Here is a 19,319-nt window from a genome sequence, read left to right on the forward strand (position 1 = left end):
AGCAGCCTTAAACCAAGCATAAAACAAGGTTATAGCAAGCCATATACCCATCAGATAAGACGTAGAACCTTAAACCATAAACCTTGACCCTTGAACTATTCAACATCATATAAGTAAATCACCACTTGCACGTGTTCAATTTTCTCATTTACGGTCATCAACAGTGCGTCAAACGTGTTTTAAAGATTATCAATTGCTGTCCCTTTTTTACGGAAAAGACGCATCTTTGCACCATTAGAATAGTATCTTTGAAATACGCTTCAAGATGAGCTAAACCATAACATTAATTATGGGGTTTAAGAATCTAAAGCAAACCTTTTTTAAAATTAAAGATTATGAAATTTATCGGCAGTCAGTTAGCCTTTTATATGAACGACAGAGACTTTAAAAATAACTACAAGGTCCTCCTTAAATATTTAGCGCTTTTAGGAATTGTCATCGTAGTGTATTCTATTCTTTTCCATTTTATAATGGCATTTGAAGGCCAAAATCATTCCTGGATAACCGGTTTTTATTGGACACTTACGGTTATGAGCACGCTGGGATTTGGAGATATTACCTTTGCCTCCGACCTCGGTCGTCTTTTTAGTATTGTCGTTTTGCTTTCTGGTATTTTCATGTTAATGATTGTGCTACCGTTTGCATTTATTAGACACTTCTATATACCGCTTTTAGAGTCCAAAAAGAATAATAAAGTTTTGCGTCAAGTACCTGCTGAAACAAAGGATCACATCCTAATATGTTCGTATGATATTATAGCTAGAGACCTTATCGAGCGTCTTAAGCAGGATAACATTCCGTATTTTGTAGTTGAAAGCAATCTAGAAAAAGCAATAAAAAATCATGATGATCAGGTTTCAATACTATTTGGCGAGTTGGATGACGAGAAAACCTTTTTGGCTGCCAACATTAAGAATGCGAAAATGGTTTTGGTCAATAGAAATGATATTTTAAACACCAAAATAATACTGACTATAAGAGACATGGCGCCTAACATACCCATTGTGGCCATAGCCACGGATATAGATTCTGTGGATGTACAACAATTAAGTGGCGCTGACCATGTGTTACCAGTAAAAAAATGGCTAGGCGAACAATTAGCCAATAGGGTCAACACGCAGCATGCAGAATCTCATGCCATCGGGCAATATGAGGATCTATTAATTGCTGAATTGCCCATCCACAATACACCTTTAGTTTCTAAAATTATTGGCGATATAGGCTTAAGACAAAAATTCGGAGTGAGCATTGTAGGCATCTGGGAACGCGGGAGATTGCAACCTATAAAAGGAGATGAAATATTAACACACGATAGCGTTCTTGTTATTATAGGAAATAAAGAACAACTTAATAAAATTGACGAGCTGTTTTTAGATTATAATGTGAACCCAAATCCTGTACTGCTCATTGGAGCAGGCAAGGTTGGATTGGCGGCCGCACAATCTTTGCATAAAAATGGTGTTTTAGTGAATGTTATTGATAAGGATCCAGAAATATGCAAAAAAGTAAGTCCGTTTTGCAATGAGGTATTCATTGGTGATGCCGCAGATTATCAATTATTAAAAAAAGCAGGGATTTTAGAAGCACCTTCGGTATTACTGACAACCCATGACGATACAATGAATATTTATCTAGCCTCCTATTGTCGCCAACTCAATAAGGACGTCCGAATCGTGAGCCGTATATCGGAAGCTCGGAATATTGATATTATGCAAAAAGCAGGAGCCGATTTTGTATTGAGTTACTCAACATTGGGCTCTGAAGCGGTTTTATCTATTTCCAAAGGCCAGGAACTAACCGTTTTGGGTGAAGGTTTCACCTTATTTATTATCCCCATTCCAAAGTCATTAGAAGGTAAAACGCTTGAAGAATCCGGTATAGGCGCTAAAACGGGATTATCTGTTATTGCCATAAAAGAAAACGCTGAAGTGGTTACCTTATTATCCGCAAAAACAATACTTCCACATGGTGCTGAAATAGTCATGCTTGGAAATATAGACATGAAACAGAATTTCAATAAAATATATGTTAACGGTGCTTGATAACCATTTTAAAGTCCAATTAATAGGTAAGCAATATCAAGTTATTTAAGAATCATTTTTAGCTTGGGTTACGTCCCGAAACGTAGGTGCGTTTTCGGTAATACTGCCAGCACCTTTCTTATTAATTTTGAAAGTGACATCTTTTGTGGTGGTAAACAAAAGCACGGTTGAAAAAGGTGTTTTAAGGTGCTGTTTTACAATCTCAAACGTTTCTTCTATAGAAAGTGTTTTTTCCACATCTTCCGTTTCTTTAGAAGCATAGCGCAATTTCACTAACACCTTAAAGTCATCTTTTGAGTAAATAGGTCTAACAAAAATGTTTTTCAAATTCGGTTTACCGATGGTTTTTGCCATGGTTAATTTCGCAAAGCGCTCTTCTTGAATACTTTCGGTTACTTGATTCCAAAAAAGGACAAACATATCTTGATAGGTCATAAACTAAAATTGTAGGATAACAGTTGTTAGGATTCAAAAATAACATTTATAAACCAAAACCTTATGATCCGTTTAATAAGAAATAACCAATAGTGCTCATGCTTTTAAAAATAGATGATTATTTTGTGATGACAGTTTCCCATCAATATTTATATGAATCTTTTTTCAAGCTAATTAAACTCGTTTTCTTATAGCGTTGTTTCATCCGTACAGGAATATAATAATGAAAACAAAAAATGCCACTTATTATTCCCGATGAAAAGCAATCTGATTTTTGTAGTGTATTAATTTAGAACTCTACTTCCCGATACAAAAATTAGCAAAAATATTACCTAACAATTCATCATTAGTCACACTTCCAGTAATCAACCCGAAGTGGTATAAAGCCTCCCGAATATCAATAGCCATTAAGTCGCCAGACAATCCGGAATCCAAACCATATTTAACTTTCTGAATGTCTTCAAACGCTTTGAGCAAGGCATCATAATGTCTCGTGTTGGTAATAATGGTTTCGTTATTACGTAAGGCGCCCGTATTTACTAAATTTAATAAGGAATTGGTAAGTTGTTCTACACCAAAACCACTTTTTGCCGATAGCAGCTGTACGTTGGGAATGGCTTTTTGGAGTTCCGCCAGGTCCATATCGTCAATCTTATCAATCTTATTGGCAATAACAAGTAATGCTTTTAAAGGGTATTTATTCTTAATTTTCTCCAACTCCACCTGAAATTTGGACCCCTGAACTTTAAACTGCCCAGCATCAAATAAGTAAATTACTACTTGCGCTTGTTCTATTTTTTCAAAGGTTTTTTTAATCCCAATACTTTCTACCACATCTTTGGTATCACGGATTCCCGCGGTATCAATAAAGCGGAAACCCATGCCTCCAATACTTATTTCGTCTTCAATCGTATCACGTGTGGTTCCGGCAATTTCACTAACAATAGCACGTTCTTCATTTAATAAAGCATTCAGTAAGGTAGATTTACCAACATTGGGTTCACCAACAATAGCAACAGGAATCCCGTTTTTAATCACGTTTCCAACCGCAAATGAATCTATTAAGCGTTTCAATACAAAAGTAATGCGCTCTATCAGCTCTTTAAATTGGGTTCTATCAGCAAATTCCACATCTTCTTCAGCAAAATCCAGTTCCAATTCTATTAAAGAGGCAAAGTTTAAAAGCTCTTCACGAAGCTTGGCAATTTCACTTGAAAAACCACCACGCATTTGCTGCATAGCAATTTGGTGAGATGCTTCAGTATCACTGGAAATTAAATCGGCTACGGCTTCGGCTTGACTTAAATCCAGTTTCCCATTTAAAAACGCACGCAGGGTAAACTCGCCAGCATCTGCCATTCTGCAGCCATTTCGTAAAAATAACTGTATAATTTGCTGCTGAATATAATTGGAACCATGGCAGGATATTTCTACCACATTTTCGCCTGTATAGGAATTGGGGTTTTTAAAAACAGACACTAAAACCTCATCAATGTCCCGTGTATCATCAACAATATGGCCTAAATGAATGGTATGCGTTTTCTGCTTTGAAAGGGTTTTCGATTTCGAAACCGACTGAAAACAGCTATCAGCAATAGCAATAGCATCTGCGCCTGATAGTCTTATAACAGCAATAGCACCAGCTCCCGAAGGCGTAGCAAGTGCAACAATAGTATCGTTTTGATTCATGCTACAAAAGTACTAAAATCACCACAGAAAACACACACCTAGATATTAGCGAATTCTTAACAAATATATTTTAACATTCCACTATATTTGCACAAACTAAAAAACATTGAAAATGATTAAAAAACTCATGCTACTATCTTTAATTATTCTTGTAGCGTCTTGTAAGAATGAAGAAACTAAAGAAGGTTATGTACTAACCGGTTCTATTGATAAATCCGTAGAAGGAAAAACAATGAGATTGCAAAATGCCGATTTAAATAATATCACGTTTTCTGATTCCACGGTAATTAAAGATGGAAAAGCAACGTTTACAGGTAAAGTTGAATCTCCAGATTTATATTTACTAACTATTGAAGGTGTTCCTGGTGGCGTACCACTTGTATTAGAAAATGAAGAGATTTCAATTCAGTTTTATAAGGACAGCTTACAAACGTCTGTTGTTTCAGGGAGTCATGAAAATGATATTTTTAAATTGTTTAAAAATATCTCGGATCCTATTAGAGCAAAAAACCAAACAATGGGACAGGAATTTGTGGCTGCAAGAACAGCTGGTGATACGGTAAGAATGACAGCAATTCAATCTGAATTTCAGAAAATTGTTGATGATGGCAACAAGGAAAACCTAGAGGCTATTAAAAAACATAATGATGTAGTAACAAGTGCTGCTATACTTGAAAACCTTATTCAAACGAAGGGTATAGAAACCATTGAAGCAAAAGAATTATATGATAATTTCACCGAGCCTGTTAAAAACAGCCGTATTGGTAAAAGTATTAACGACTTGCTAAATAGCTCCATGGCTACAGCTATTGGAAGTATGGCTCCTGAATTTACTGCTCCTAATCCTGATGGCGAAATGATAGCTTTAAAGGACATTAGAGGAAAAGTAACAATTATTGATTTTTGGGCAGCTTGGTGTGGACCTTGTAGAAAAGAAAACCCAAATGTGGTAAAGGTTTACGAAAAGTATCACGAAAAAGGTCTTGAAATTATTGGTGTGTCTTTAGATGGTAACCCAAGACAAAAAGATGCTAAAGGTGAATGGTTAACAGCTATTGAAAAGGATGGTTTAACGTGGCACCAAGTGTCTAACTTAAATTATTTTAACGATCCTGTTGCCAAACAATATAACATCCAATCTATTCCAGCAACGTTTATATTAGATGCTGATGGAAAGATTATTGCTAAAAACTTAAGAGGTCCGGCTTTAGAAGCTAAAATGGCCGAGCTTTTAGATTAAATACCACAACATATTATAAAAGCCTTTCTTAACTGGAAGGCTTTTTTTTACTCAAAATTGATATCTTTTTAGTCCACGTTCTTTCCTCTTAACGCTTAATTCTTAATTTAAATCTTCCCTAATTTCTTCAAAACGAACAACAAAATAATAGGCAGCGCTAATAAACCAATCATCAGTAAATTCTTTTCAAATAACCAAGTAGCCAGAATTAACGTAATCACATAGCCACCAATAGCACCTCCAAAATGGGCATCGTGACCAATATTACCCACTCTATTTTTCATCCCATAAATGGAATACAATAAATACCCAATACCAAAAATATAAGCTGGAATAGGAATGGGAATAAAAAATAAATATAAACTCATACCTGGCTGCAATAATATAGCCGAATAAATAACCCCCATAACGGCGCCACTAGCACCAACAGCACTGTAATGGTATTCGTTTTTATGAAAGTATAAGGACAGTAAATTCCCTAACAGCAAGCTTCCTAAATAAACAATTAAAAACTGAAAACTTCCTAAATAAGCAATAACCACATCGGCAAAAAAGTATAAGGAAAACATATTAAAAAATAAATGCGCCGTATCCACATGTAAAAAGCCAGATGTCACCATGCGTATTTTTTCACCTCTGATAATACCGCCAACATTGAATTTGTATTTTTCAAAAAAGGAATAATCACTAAACCCTTTAAATGATATTAGCGCATTGGCAGCAATAATTACCATGGTTACTATACTTAAATCACCCATAAATTTTAAACGTTTAAAAAGAATATAACATATCTTTGTAACTGCAAATCTAAAATTATTTCATGCAACTTCTTGCTTATATTCTCATTTATCCCATTTTGTGGTTGGTTTCCATCTTACCCTTCCGATTATTATACGCGGTTTCCGATGGTTTATTTGTTTTAATCTACCACATTATTGGCTACAGAAAAAAGGTAGTTAAAGAGAACTTGAAACTGGCATTTCCCAATAAATCAGACGCTGAATTAAACCGAATTCGGAAAAAATTCTACCATCATTTATGTGATATGGTTATGGAATCCATCAAATCCATGACAATTTCTGAAGCCCAAATGAAAAAACGCTTCACATTTTCTAATGTGGAACTTATTCAAAAACTAGAAGAAGAAAATAGAAGTGTGGCACTTATGTGCGCGCATTACGGAAGTTGGGAATGGATTTTTATTCTTCAAACCTATATGAATGTTAAAGGATATGCTATTTACAAACGCCTTGCCAACACGTATTTTGATAGACTCGTAAAACGTATTCGTGCGAAGTATAACAGTCACCTGATTACAACCAAAGAAAGTATTCCTGTTTTAATGCAATCTAAACGCGAAGGGAAAATAACCATTTGTGGCTTTGTTTCAGATCAATCACCTAAAGCAGAAAAAGCATTTCATTGGAATGAATTTATGGGTATTACCGTTCCGGTTCATACTGGAGCCGAAATGTTAGCGAAAAAGCTCGATATGTCTGTGGTATTCTTTGGTGTTAAAAAACTAAAACGCGGTTATTATGAAACCACGTTTAAAACCCTGGCGTATCACCCAAATGATTATCCAGATTACGAAATTACAGATAAGTTCTTGGATTTAGTAGAAGAACAAATTAACGAAGCACCTGAATTTTACTTATGGACACATAAGCGTTGGAAACATCGTGATAAAGTTCCTGCTGACTACAAATCTTAAGATAATTGGAACCAACTAGAAACCATGGTATCCATATCATCTGTTTCAGAATCTACTAACGACTTATGGACAAACTCATTGTTCGTTTTGTTATACTCATAATCAACAGCCCAAGCTATATGGTTTTTGGCTAGTGCTTTAATGCTATCGCATACAAACTGCACTTCGGCATTGGTAGTCGTAGGATGAATAGACATACGTATCCAACCTGGTTTACGCGTTAATTCACCTAATGATATTTCTTGTGTCAATTCATTAGATGTTTTTTGATCTACATGCAGTAGAAAATGTCCGTACGTTCCTGCACAACTGCACCCTCCTCGTGTTTGCACACCAAATTTATCATTCAATAATTTTACACCTAAATTGAAATGTAAGTTATCGATATAAAAAGAAATGACACCCAAACGATTCTCATGCTGACCAGCAAGAATGTGTAAGTTAGGAAGCGTTCCTAATTCCTTAAAAACGATTTTTAGAATCTCATGTTCGCGTTCTAGCATATTATCAACACCCATTTGCTCTTTTAGTTTAATAGCAAGTGCTGTTTTTATGGCTTGTAAAAAACCAGGTGTTCCACCATCTTCACGATCTTCAATATTATCAATATATTTATGATCTCCCCAAGGATTTGTCCAACTAACAGTTCCGCCACCAGGACAATCTGGAATCATATTTTTATATAATTTCTTATTGAAAATAAGTACACCAGAAGAACCGGGTCCTCCTAAAAATTTGTGTGGTGAAAAGAATACCGCATCCAAAGCCTTGGTTTCATCTTCGGGATGCATATCAATAGCAACATAAGGTGCTGAACAGGCAAAATCTACAAAGCAAACGCCGCCATGTTTATGCATCATTTGCGCAATATCATGATGTGGGTTTTGAATACCGGTTACATTAGAACCACCAATAACAGAGGCAATTTTAATGGTGCAATCTTGATGCTCTATCAATGCTTTTTCTAAATTCTCCAAACTAAACAAACCATCTTCTGCTGGTGGAATAACCACCACTTTAGCAATAGTTTCCAACCACGTCGTTTGATTAGAATGATGTTCCATGTGCGAAATAAAAACCACGGGACACATAGCTTCAGGAACAATGGTGTGCTCCTTTAAATTTTCAGGAACTTTTAATCCTAAAATACGCTGAAATTTATTCACTACGCCTGTCATGCCGTTACCTGAAACAATCAGCACATCATCATCATGCGCATTTACATGCGCTTTAATAATATGTTTGGCTTCATGATAGGCTTTGGTCATAGCGGTTCCTGAAACCGTTGTTTCGGTATGTGTATTGGCAACATAAGGCCCAAAAACATGGCTGATTCTTTCTTCAATCGGTTGGTATAAACGGCCGGACGCAGTCCAATCCGTATAGATAATTTTTTGAGAACCGTAAGGCGATTCAAACGTTTGATCTACACCAATAATGTGCTTTCTAAACTGACCAAAATAGGTTTCTAAATCCGTTTGAACTTCTGAAGATATTTTTGTCGTAATCATGCGTATTTATTATATGGCAAAGGTACTAATTATTAGCGACAGCCTTAATTTCTGCTATGACTTTATCAGCGAGTGTGTCAGCTGCTTCCTGTGATGGTGCTTCTGTATATACACGAATAATAGGTTCAGTATTACTTTTACGTAAATGCACCCAACTATCTTCAAAATCAATTTTCACACCATCAATCGTCGTAACCCGTTCATGGCTATATTTTGCTTCCATGGCTTTTAAAATAGCGTCCACATCCAATTCTGGTGTTAAGGCTATTTTCTTTTTGCTCATAAAATAATTCGGATAACTAGCACGCAAAGCACTGACTGACATTTTTTTATCTGCTAGCAAACTTAAAAACAAGGCCACACCAACCAAGGCATCACGTCCATAATGAGATTCTGGGTAAATAATACCACCATTACCTTCACCACCAATTACAGCATTGTTTTTCTTCATCAACTCCACGACATTAACCTCACCTACTGCACTGGCTTCATAAGTTCCACCATGTTTTTCGGTAATATCACGCAAGGCACGAGTGGAACTCATATTACTAACGGTATTTCCTGGTGTTTCACTTAATACATAGTCTGCACAAGCTACTAGAGTATATTCTTCGCCAAACATATTACCGGTTTCGTCCACAAAAGCTAAACGATCCACATCCGGATCAACAACAATTCCAAAATCCGCGTGTTCTTTAACAACGGCTTCAGATAAATCAGTTAAATGTTCCTTTAAAGGTTCTGGATTATGAGGAAAATGACCCGTTGGATCACAATATAATTTAACACATTCTACGCCCAAACGTTCTAATAATAATGGAATGGCAATTCCTCCTGTGGAGTTTACACCATCAACCACCACTTTAAAATTCGTTTTTTCTATAGCCGATTTGTTTACCAATTTTAAATCTAAAACGGCATCAATATGTAAGTCGATATAAGCATCATTTTTCGTTATTTTCCCCAAACTATCTACATCGGAAAAACTCATAGCATCACTTTCAGCAATAGCAAGAATTTTAGCACCTTCTTCGCCATTTAAAAATTCACCTTTATTATTCAAAAGTTTTAAAGCATTCCATTCTTTTGGATTATGGCTGGCCGTTAAAATAATGCCACCATCAGCATGTTCCATAGGTACAGCAACCTCAACTGTTGGTGTGGTAGAAAGGCCTAAATCAATAACATGAATCCCAAGTCCTACGAGTGTGTTCATGACTAAATTCTGGATCATTTCACCAGAAATTCGCGCATCACGCCCAACCACTACCCGATAATTATCTTTTTTATATTGTCCTTTTAACCAAACTCCGTAAGCAGAAGCAAATTTCACCGCGTCAATAGGCGTTAAATTGTCGCCTACTGCTCCACCAATGGTTCCTCTGATTCCTGAAATAGATTTTATAAGTGTCATATTTTTATGTTTATTTTCAACAAATATAAGTTTTCTATGCGTTTTCTTTCCTATGAATTTGTAAATTCGAAACATGAACTTTTTAGCACATATTTATCTTTCTTTCAATTATAAAAATGTATCCATAGGAAATTTTATGGCTGACGGTATTCGTGGTAAACAGTACAAAAAATATCCACGAGAAATTCAAATTGGCATTTTATTACATCGGGAAATTGACACCTTTACAGATGCACATCCCATTGTAAGACAAAGTACTAAAAGGCTCCACGAAAATTACAGTCATTACAGTGGTGTGATTGTCGATATTCTATATGATCATTTTCTGGCCAAAAACTGGGCGCATTATTCAGACGAACCTTTAGTCGATTATGTCCAGAGTTTTTATACATTATTACAAGATAATTTTGATGTTTTACCAGAGAGAACACAACACATGTTACCTCATATGATATCTGGTAATTGGTTGTTGAGTTATGCTGAAATTGATGGTGTTCAAAGCGTTTTAGAGGGTATGAACAGACGTACGAAATACAAGTCTAAAATGAACGAAGCCACACACGAGCTCGTAAAATATTACGATGAATTTGAAGAAGAATTCACCTTATTCTTTGAAGAATTACGCGTTTTTGCTGCTGAAAAATTACAAACCCTTTCCAATACTATTACATAATATGATGATGAACCGTTTAATACTCCTACTCGTTATTTCTCTTTTTTGGTCTTGTAAGAACAATCCAGAAACACCAGAAAAAATTCAGAATCGTGGGTTAATAACCCGAAAGGCTATGGTGGTTTCTGCTAGAAAAGAAGCTTCAAAAATTGGTAGTGACATTCTAAAAAAAGGCGGAAACGTTTTTGATGCCATGATGGCAACTGAAATGGCACTGGCCGTTTGCTTCCCTTCCGCTGGAAATTTAGGTGGTGGTGGTTTTATGGTTTACAGGTTAAACTCTGGAGAAACTGGCGCATTAGATTATAGAGAAAAGGCTCCCTTAGCTGCCACAAAAAACATGTATCTGGATTCTTTAGGAAACGTTATTCCAAACAAAAGTATTATAGGCGAAATGGCTGTTGGTGTTCCTGGTACTGTTGCTGGTGTTTTTGAAGCACAACGGAAATTTGGTAAATTATCAGTAAAAGACATTTTACAACCGGTTATTGACTTGGCTAAAAATGGCTATGCAATAACTGAAAAACAGCAAAACGGTATTAATTATTACGACAGTATTTTTAGAGCTGTAAATGGTAAAGAAATTCTGTATTCAAAAAACACCAAAGCTGGCGACACATTAAAAAACAAACAACTCGCAAATACGCTTGAACGCATCGCTTTAAATGGTAAAGATGAATTTTATAAGGGTGAAACGGCTCAAATCCTAGTCAATTATTTATCTATAAAAGGTGGCATCATCACAATAGAAGATTTGGCTAAATATGAAGCTAAATGGCGTAAACCCGTTTCGTTTAAATATAAAGACATTAACGTTATTTCCATGGCACCACCATCAAGTGGTGGCATTTGCTTGGCTCAAATTATGAAAATGATTGAACCTTTTAACCTAAAAGAATTTGGTCATAATTCCCTAAAAACCATTCAAGTACTTGCTGAAGCGGAACGCCGTGCCTATGCAGATAGAAATTATTTTTTAGGCGATCCTGATTTTGTGAATATTCCCACTGAAACTTTACTAAGTGATAAATACCTTCAAAAACGTATGAGCGATTTTTCATTTGAAAAAGCAACTTTGTCAAGTGATGTTTCCCGTGGAAACATAGAGTTTATAGAAAGTGATGAAACCACACATTATTCCATTGTCGATCAATTTGGAAATGCCATTGCCGTTACCACCACCTTAAATGGCACCTATGGTTCCTATTTATTTTGTTCGGAACTTGGGTTTTTCTTGAATAATGAAATGGATGATTTTAGCAGCAAATCAGGTGTGCCAAATATGTTTGGTTTAACGGGTGCGGAAGCCAATAGTATTGTGCCAGAAAAGCGCATGTTAAGCTCTATGACACCAACTATTGTTGAGAAAAACGGAAAACTACTCATGACTTTAGGAACACCAGGAGGTTCAACCATTATCACATCGGTTTTGCAAACCATATTGAATGTAGAAGAATTTAATATGTCCATGCAAGATGCCGTAGATGCACCTCGTTTTCACCACCAATGGCTACCAGATTATATCAGAATGGAACCCAATGGTTTTGATACGGAAATCATGAAGCAATTAATTGCTAAAGGCTACACCATTAATGAAACGCGCTCGCCAGTAATTGGAAAAGTAGATGGTATTTTGGTCCTTGATGATACTACATTAGAAGGTGGTGCAGACCACAGAGGTGACGATACAGCTGTTGGATTTTAATTCCGCTCATAAACATTTTCCGTTTCACTTGTACCTTAATATTTATTTATATCCTTGGATTTAATATTTAAAACGGCATTTTTATAAACTCCCAATCGGCCTATCGAAAATTTATCTTGAAAATTTGAAATGAATTCGAAGATTCACGAATACCAAAGCAAATAAACATGCATGAGTAATTATCGTAAAATTTTAGGCTGCCTGCCTGCCGGACAGGCAGATTTGTTTCTTTTTTAGGCGATGTAAAAAGAAAAGATAATTTGTTTTTGAATGTTATATTTGATTAAATAATAATAATCATTTTTTTTAATGAAAGTCTTTGACATCGTCATACTTACAGACAAACGGTATTTAGAAGATTCTGAAACTAACACATATAAACACAACGTGTTTTATGAAGATTTTCTGGTACAAGAAGCACTACAAGCAGAAAGCTTAAAAGTCACCCGTTTAGCTTGGGATGATCCTAATTTCAATTGGTCAGATACCAAAGCGGTACTGTTTAGAACGACTTGGGATTATTTTGATCGCTTTCCAGAATTTTCAAAATGGCTAGCTATGGTTTCAACAAAAACGCGGTTGTTGAACTCTGAAAAACTAATTCGTTGGAATATTGACAAGTATTACTTATTGGATTTAAAAGCAAAAGGCATTCATGTTGCGGAATCCTTTTTTATAGAAACAGGTACAAAAACGACTTTAGCCAAAATACACCAACAATTAAACTGGCAAGAAACCGTTTTAAAACCATGTGTTTCAGGTTCTGCCAGACATACTTATAAATTAACGTTTGAAAATAGACATGAACATGAAACCATTTTTACAGAATTAATTCAACAAGAACGTATGATGCTTCAACCCTTTCAACAGAACATTGTTACGCAAGGCGAAATGTCTCTCATCGTTTTCAATGGTGTATATAGTCATGCTGTTTTAAAACAAGCCAAGGCTGGCGATTTTCGTGTACAAGATGATTTTGGCGGAAGGGTAATCCCTTACACACCAACTGATGACCAAATAGCATTCGCTATAAACGCAACAAAAGCGTGTCCAGAATTGCCTATTTATGCCAGAGTTGATATATTTACTGATAACGCAAATCAATTAGCTGTATCCGAACTGGAACTTATAGAACCCGAATTATGGTTCAGAAATGATTCTAAAGCGGCTAAAATACTCGCCAAACACATTGCATTGCACTTAAAATAATTGTTTATGAAACCGAAGAAAACTCTTAAAATAGTAGTTGGCATAATAATCTTTTTCACTTTACCCAGTTTACTCTTTTTTGGTTTCGTTTATTTTAAATACAATGAAGACCTACCAATTGGAAAACAAGGTCCTCAAGCAGAAGCGCTGGCTCATAATATGCTAAAAGCACTAAATCATGATGCCTTTTTAGAAACCAATTATATAGAATGGACGTTTAAAAACAAACACCATTACAAATGGAAAAAAGATGAAAACACCTGTCTGGTTCATTGGAAAGATTACAAAGTTGATCTAAATTTAGATAACCCAAGTTTAAGCAAAGCCTACGTCCATAATTTTGAAGTAAAAGGCGAACAAGCCGTAGAACATATAGAAACAGCGCTTACCTATTTTAATAACGATTCTTTTTGGTTAGTAGCACCTTATAAAATATTTGATCCTGGAACGGAAAGACGTTTGGTTAAATGGAAAAATAATCAAGATGCGCTGTTAATTACCTACACATCTGGTGGCACAACACCTGGTGATTCGTATTTATGGGTTTTGGATGCCAACAACAAACCCATAAAATTCAGAATGTGGGTAGACATCCTACCTATTGGCGGACTAGAAGCTTCCTGGAACGATTGGACAACAACCGAAAGTGGCGCCATACTTCCAATCTTTCATGAGATGCTATTTTTAGGCATAAAAATGGATGATATAATTGGGAGGGAATGAGTTTGTAATGTTCAGTGTTCAGTTTAAAATAAATATCTGTTACTTTGAATCTTGAATAAAGTTTGATGCAATTTTGTTTCAAACTAAATAGATAAACGGATATAGTTCTCAATACAATTTTTCGTTCCTCAAAATCACTCGAACTAACGAGTTACTATATAAAAATTACGGTCGTCAACTTGCCTGCCTGCCTGCCTGCCATTGGTAGGAGTGAATTTCACACTTGGAAAGTGTAAAATTTGTATCGAGAATATTTTGAACCTGAAACTTTGAATTTTAAACTTGAAACCTTGAACCATAGATTCTATTTTGAACGCTGACCAACAAACTGTTGTTCTTTCAACTTAAACAGCACATTAAACGATGTTAAACTACCATAACTTCTAGTAATGTATTGCTGTAAATCTATTTTCTCTTGTTCCTCTAAATTGCTCGAATTTATTTTTTGCTCCATAACACGCAATCTATCACGAACCATGGTAATCTTATGGAAAAAGGCATCTATTGGCACTTCACTCGATTTTAAACTGGTATCTCCAGGTTCTAGAATGAGTTTTCCGCCTTTCCATTTATCCGAAATATGAACCACTTCACTAGCATCACTCCAACGCTTTAAAATTTGCACCAAGCTGCTTTCTACTTCGGCAAAACTAACGGTGTCTACATCGTCTATGGCTGCTTCAATCACGTCAAATTCCGAGTTAATGTCAATAGTTTCTAAACCACTTTCTATAAAGGTTACCCAGTAATGTTTGGAGGTGACGTTGGTTACCACACCTTTTCCAAATTCGGGGTGATCAATTCTGGAGCTTATTCCTAGTATATTCATAAGTTGTATTTTTAATTTAGATCGAAAATAATGACATAAAAACAACAATCTCACGGCCCTTTATATAATCACTTTTCAATTACAATAATAACAATTCTGACTGTAAACTTCACAAAAAAATAAGAACTAAAATTGTACCTTTGCAACCTTTACAATGCTATGAGTAAATTTGAAGATACAATTGAGGTTCAAGGCGCACGCGTTCACAACCTAAAAAATATAGATGTTTCCATTCCAAGAGAAAAACTGGTTGTTATTACGGGTTTGTCTGGTAGTGGCAAATCATCATTGGCTTTTGACACTATTTATGCCGAAGGACAACGACGCTATATTGAAACATTTTCAGCCTATGCACGTCAATTTTTAGGTGGACTGGAACGTCCTGATGTGGATAAAATTGATGGACTTTCGCCAGTTATTGCCATTGAGCAAAAAACGACTAGTAAATCGCCACGATCTACTGTTGGAACCATAACTGAAATTTACGATTTTTTACGATTATTATACGCCAGAGCTAGTGATGCCTACAGTTATAACACAGGCGAAAAAATGGTGAGTTATAATGATGAGCAGATAAAAGAACTGATTATTGAAACCTTTAATGGTAAACGTATAAATATTTTGGCGCCTGTGGTGCGTTCAAGAAAAGGGCATTATCGCGAATTGTTTGAGCAAATTGGTAAACAAGGGTTTGTAAAAGTTCGGACGGATGGCGAAATTCGGGATATTGTTAAAGGCATGAAACTGGATCGATATAAAAATCACGACATTGAAATTGTGATAGATAGGCTTAAAATTGATGCCACAGCAGATAATGATAAACGCCTAACTGAAACCATCAATACAGCCATGTATCATGGTGAAGATGTTCTGATGGTTATTGATCAAGACACCCAAGAAGCACGCTATTTTAGTCGAAATTTAATGTGTCCGAGTTCAGGAATTTCATATCCAAATCCAGAACCTAATAATTTTTCATTCAATTCGCCAAAAGGTGCTTGTCCGACGTGTAATGGTATTGGAACCTTGTATCAGGTGAACGAAAATAAAATTATTCCGGACGATTCCTTATCTATAAAAGCTGGTGCTTTGGTGCCACATGGTCCTCAAAAAAACAGTTGGATTTTCAAGCAATTTGAAACCATTGCACAACGCTATAATTTTTCATTAAATGATGCGTATAAAGATATTCCTGATGCTGCCAAACAGATGATTTTATATGGCGGAAATGAAAAGTTTGAAGTTGAAAATAAAACATTAGGCGTTACCAGAGATTATAAAATTGATTTTGAAGGTGTTGCTAACTTCATAGAAAACCAATACAACACGGCCGAAACAACGTCCTTAAAACGTTGGGCTAAAGAGTATATGGACAAGGTGGTTTGTTCAACTTGTGAAGGTGCACGACTGCGAAAAGAATCGCTTTATTTTAAAGTAAATGGTTTAAATATTGCGGAGTTAGCAAATAAGGACATTGTAGATTTAGGTGCTTGGTTTAAGGATTTATCTAAACATGTATCTAAAAAACAACTTAAAATTTCCGAAGAGATAATTAAAGAAATTTCATCACGAACGCAATTTTTATTGGATGTAGGTTTAGATTATTTATCATTGAATAGAGGTTCTAAATCGCTTTCAGGTGGTGAGGCGCAACGGATTCGTTTAGCTACACAAATCGGCTCGCAGTTAGTTGGCGTATTATATATTTTAGATGAACCGAGTATAGGTTTACACCAACGTGATAATGAAAAACTGATTAAGTCACTACTAGCGTTACGAGATATAGGTAATTCCGTAATTGTGGTAGAGCACGACAAGGATATGATAGAACATGCCGATTATGTGATTGATATTGGTCCACGAGCAGGGAAATATGGTGGCGAAATTATTAGTATTGGCACACCTGCTGAACTAAAAACACATAATACCTTAACGGCCGATTATTTAAACGGCAAGAAAGAGATTGAAATTCCTGAAAAACGTCGTGAGGGAAATGGTAAAACACTCTCTTTAAAAGGCTGTACGGGAAATAATTTAAAAAATGTATCTATAGATATTCCATTGGGTAAAATGGTTGGTGTTACAGGTGTTTCTGGTAGTGGAAAATCTACTTTAATAAATGAAACCCTCTACCCGATTATGAATGCCTATTATTTTAATGGTGTTAAAAAACCAATGCCATATAAAAGCATTAAGGGTCTAGAGCATATTGATAAAGTTATAGATATTAACCAATCGCCAATTGGTAGAACACCACGAAGTAATCCTGCCACATACACAGGCGTTTTTAGTGAAATTAGAAGCCTGTTTGCTAAAATTCCGGAAGCTATGATTCGTGGTTATAAACCAGGACGTTTTAGTTTTAATGTTAAAGGTGGTCGCTGTGAAACCTGTCAAGGTGGTGGTTTACGCGTTATTGAAATGAATTTTCTTCCAGACGTCTACGTGGAATGTGAAACATGCCAAGGCAAGCGTTTTAATCGGGAAACATTAGAAATTAGATACAAAGGAAAATCAATTAGCGATGTGTTGAATATGACCATGAATGAAGCGGTTAATTTCTTTGAACACATTCCTAAAATTCATAAAAAAGTTAAAACCATCCAGGATGTTGGATTGGGTTATATTACCCTTGGCCAACAAAGTACCACACTTTCTGGTGGTGAAGCGCAGCGTATAAAATTAGCAACCGAATTAAGCAAACGCGATACAGGAAACACCTTTTATATTTTAGATGAACCCACAACAGGACTACATTTTGAAGACATTCGTGTTTTAATGCAAGTGTTGAATAAATTGGTCAATAAAGGAAATACGGTTTTAATCATTGAACACAATCTAGATGTGATAAAAACAGTCGACTATATTATTGATGTTGGTCCAGAAGGCGGAAAAGGTGGTGGCCAAATTATAGCCAAAGGCACACCTGAAGAACTTATAAAAAACAAGAAAAGTTATACTGCTCAATTTCTCAAAAAAGAATTAAAATAATAAACATCTCAATTTTATTTAGTAGTTTAGTAGGATAACCCTTTAAATTTAAAAATATGAGAAGTTTACTTTGGCTTGTAGCCGTGATTTGTATTGTTATTTGGATTTTAGGATTTTTTGGAATTGTATCTGGAATGCCTACAGGTAATTTAATTCACATACTACTAGTAATTGCCATAATTGTAGTATTGTACAACCTTATTTCAGGACGTGGTCCTTTGAGATAAAACTAAAGATTTAGAGTATTTTTTAAAAGACGAATCATTTTGGTTTGTCTTTTTTATGCGGTAATCTGAAAAATAAATGAATTAAAAAATTCAGTTAGCAGCTTGAAAATGAAATGATTTAAATAAAGCATGAATAATGTGCTTATTTCTCTTAAATTTGCTTCTGGATTTACATTTTCCAAGTATTTCAATAAGACAACATTAGAAAAAATTATAATAAAAATGAGAAAAGAACAACACCATAAACGTTGGAATGAAGTAAAAACAAACGATTCCTGGGCGATTTTTAAAATCATGGGTGAATTTGTAAATGGTTATGAAAAGTTAAGTAAAATAGGTCCATGTGTTTCTATTTTTGGATCTGCACGTACAAAACCAGATCATAAATACTATAAATTAGCTGAAGAAGTAGCTTGTAAAATAGTAGAACATGGCTATGGTGTTATTACTGGCGGTGGACCTGGAATTATGGAAGCTGGAAATAAAGGTGCTCATATTGCAGGAGGAACATCAGTTGGTTTAAATATTGATTTACCTTTTGAGCAACATGATAATCCATATATCGATTCTGATAAAAGTTTAGATTTCGATTATTTCTTCGTGCGGAAAGTCATGTTTGTAAAATATTCACAAGGCTTTGTTGTTATGCCTGGTGGCTTTGGAACTTTAGATGAATTATTTGAAGCCATTACCCTTATTCAAACGAATAAAATTGAAAAATTCCCGATTATTTTAGTTGGAACCGATTTCTGGTCTGGATTATTGGAATGGATTAAGGCGACCGTTTTAGATGGTTTTGCAAATGTAAGTGCTCATGATTTAGATTTAATTCACCTCGTTGATACGGCTGATGAAGTTATTCCAATTCTAGACAGTTTCTATAAGGAATCTGAATTGACTCCTAACTTCTAAAAAAG

General features: G+C 35.4%; 16 protein-coding genes. 10 read left to right on the forward strand and 6 right to left on the reverse strand.

Annotated features, from left to right (window positions below; translation table 11 throughout):
- The first annotated feature begins 335 nt into the window (after nt 1-335).
- Nucleotides 336-2,042 carry a potassium channel family protein gene (locus ES675_RS11295; protein ID WP_066252927.1) on the forward strand — a complete coding sequence of 569 codons (1,707 nt, stop codon included), beginning with the start codon at nt 336-338 and terminating at the stop codon, nt 2,040-2,042.
- Nucleotides 2,043-2,087: 45 nt separating this feature from the next.
- Here the strand turns inward: ES675_RS11295 and ES675_RS11300 are convergent, their stop codons facing one another.
- Both ES675_RS11300 and mnmE read right to left on the reverse strand, forming a co-directional pair.
- Nucleotides 2,088-2,477 (reverse strand): hypothetical protein, encoded by a 390-nt coding sequence (locus tag ES675_RS11300; protein ID WP_066252925.1) that lies wholly within the window; start codon nt 2,475-2,477, stop codon nt 2,088-2,090.
- Nucleotides 2,478-2,774: 297 nt separating this feature from the next.
- Nucleotides 2,775-4,166 carry a tRNA uridine-5-carboxymethylaminomethyl(34) synthesis GTPase MnmE gene (gene mnmE / locus ES675_RS11305; protein ID WP_066252923.1) on the reverse strand — a complete coding sequence of 464 codons (1,392 nt, stop codon included), beginning with the start codon at nt 4,164-4,166 and terminating at the stop codon, nt 2,775-2,777.
- Between the two features lie 112 nt (nt 4,167-4,278).
- Here mnmE and ES675_RS11310 point away from each other — a divergent pair, with 112 nt between their 5' ends.
- Nucleotides 4,279-5,406, forward strand: a complete 1,128-nt coding sequence (locus ES675_RS11310; RefSeq protein WP_066252921.1) for a TlpA disulfide reductase family protein — start codon at nt 4,279-4,281, stop codon at nt 5,404-5,406.
- Nucleotides 5,407-5,513: 107 nt separating this feature from the next.
- Here the strand turns inward: ES675_RS11310 and ES675_RS11315 are convergent, their stop codons facing one another.
- Nucleotides 5,514-6,164, reverse strand: coding sequence for a rhomboid family intramembrane serine protease (locus tag ES675_RS11315; RefSeq protein ID WP_066252920.1), 651 nt, complete (start codon nt 6,162-6,164; stop codon nt 5,514-5,516).
- A 62-nt stretch (nt 6,165-6,226) separates the two neighbouring features.
- On the opposite strand from ES675_RS11315, the gene ES675_RS11320 reads away from it, so the two are divergent.
- Entirely contained in the window at nt 6,227-7,120 is an 894-nt protein-coding gene (locus ES675_RS11320; protein WP_066252917.1) for a lysophospholipid acyltransferase family protein, read from the forward strand.
- On the opposite strand, the gene ES675_RS11325 is transcribed toward ES675_RS11320, so the two are convergent.
- Entirely contained in the window at nt 7,117-8,631 is a 1,515-nt protein-coding gene (locus tag ES675_RS11325; protein ID WP_066252914.1) for an aminotransferase class V-fold PLP-dependent enzyme, read from the reverse strand. The genes ES675_RS11320 and ES675_RS11325 overlap by 4 nt on opposite strands.
- Nucleotides 8,632-8,656: 25 nt before the next feature.
- On the reverse strand, nt 8,657-10,045 hold the full coding sequence (gene glmM, locus ES675_RS11330; RefSeq protein ID WP_066253036.1) for a phosphoglucosamine mutase: 1,389 nt from the start codon (nt 10,043-10,045) through the stop codon (nt 8,657-8,659).
- Between the two features lie 73 nt (nt 10,046-10,118).
- Between glmM and ES675_RS11335 the strand changes: the two genes are divergently transcribed.
- The 4 genes from ES675_RS11335 to ES675_RS11350 all read left to right on the forward strand — a co-directional run bounded on the left by ES675_RS11335 (nt 10,119) and on the right by ES675_RS11350 (nt 14,355).
- Nucleotides 10,119-10,718 carry an acyl carrier protein phosphodiesterase gene (locus ES675_RS11335; protein ID WP_066252912.1) on the forward strand — a complete coding sequence of 200 codons (600 nt, stop codon included), beginning with the start codon at nt 10,119-10,121 and terminating at the stop codon, nt 10,716-10,718.
- Between the two features lie 7 nt (nt 10,719-10,725).
- Nucleotides 10,726-12,423 (forward strand): gamma-glutamyltransferase, encoded by a 1,698-nt coding sequence (gene ggt, locus ES675_RS11340; RefSeq protein ID WP_066253033.1) that lies wholly within the window; start codon nt 10,726-10,728, stop codon nt 12,421-12,423.
- 309 nt (nt 12,424-12,732) lie between these two features.
- Entirely contained in the window at nt 12,733-13,632 is a 900-nt protein-coding gene (locus ES675_RS11345; protein ID WP_066252909.1) for an ATP-grasp domain-containing protein, read from the forward strand.
- Nucleotides 13,633-13,638: 6 nt separating this feature from the next.
- A complete protein-coding gene (locus tag ES675_RS11350; protein ID WP_066252906.1) occupies nt 13,639-14,355 on the forward strand; it encodes a hypothetical protein in 717 nt (238 codons plus the stop codon).
- 304 nt (nt 14,356-14,659) lie between these two features.
- On the opposite strand, the gene ES675_RS11355 is transcribed toward ES675_RS11350, so the two are convergent.
- Nucleotides 14,660-15,184 carry a hypothetical protein gene (locus tag ES675_RS11355; protein WP_066252905.1) on the reverse strand — a complete coding sequence of 175 codons (525 nt, stop codon included), beginning with the start codon at nt 15,182-15,184 and terminating at the stop codon, nt 14,660-14,662.
- A 159-nt stretch (nt 15,185-15,343) separates the two neighbouring features.
- Between ES675_RS11355 and uvrA the strand changes: the two genes are divergently transcribed.
- The 3 genes from uvrA (at nt 15,344) to ES675_RS11370 (ending at nt 19,314) form a co-directional block, all read left to right on the forward strand.
- The gene (gene uvrA, locus ES675_RS11360) at nt 15,344-18,175 is read left to right on the forward strand and encodes an excinuclease ABC subunit UvrA (RefSeq protein ID WP_066252903.1); all 2,832 of its coding nucleotides are present in this window, start codon (nt 15,344-15,346) and stop codon (nt 18,173-18,175) included.
- A 56-nt stretch (nt 18,176-18,231) separates the two neighbouring features.
- On the forward strand, nt 18,232-18,402 hold the full coding sequence (locus ES675_RS11365) for a lmo0937 family membrane protein (protein WP_148367455.1): 171 nt from the start codon (nt 18,232-18,234) through the stop codon (nt 18,400-18,402).
- Between the two features lie 222 nt (nt 18,403-18,624).
- The gene (locus tag ES675_RS11370; protein ID WP_066253027.1) at nt 18,625-19,314 is read left to right on the forward strand and encodes an LOG family protein; all 690 of its coding nucleotides are present in this window, start codon (nt 18,625-18,627) and stop codon (nt 19,312-19,314) included.
- Nucleotides 19,315-19,319: the final 5 nt, after the last annotated feature.

It is taken from the genome of Algorimicrobium algoritergicola (genome assembly GCF_008086165.1).
GTDB lineage: Bacteria > Bacteroidota > Bacteroidia > Flavobacteriales > Flavobacteriaceae > Algorimicrobium > Algorimicrobium algoritergicola.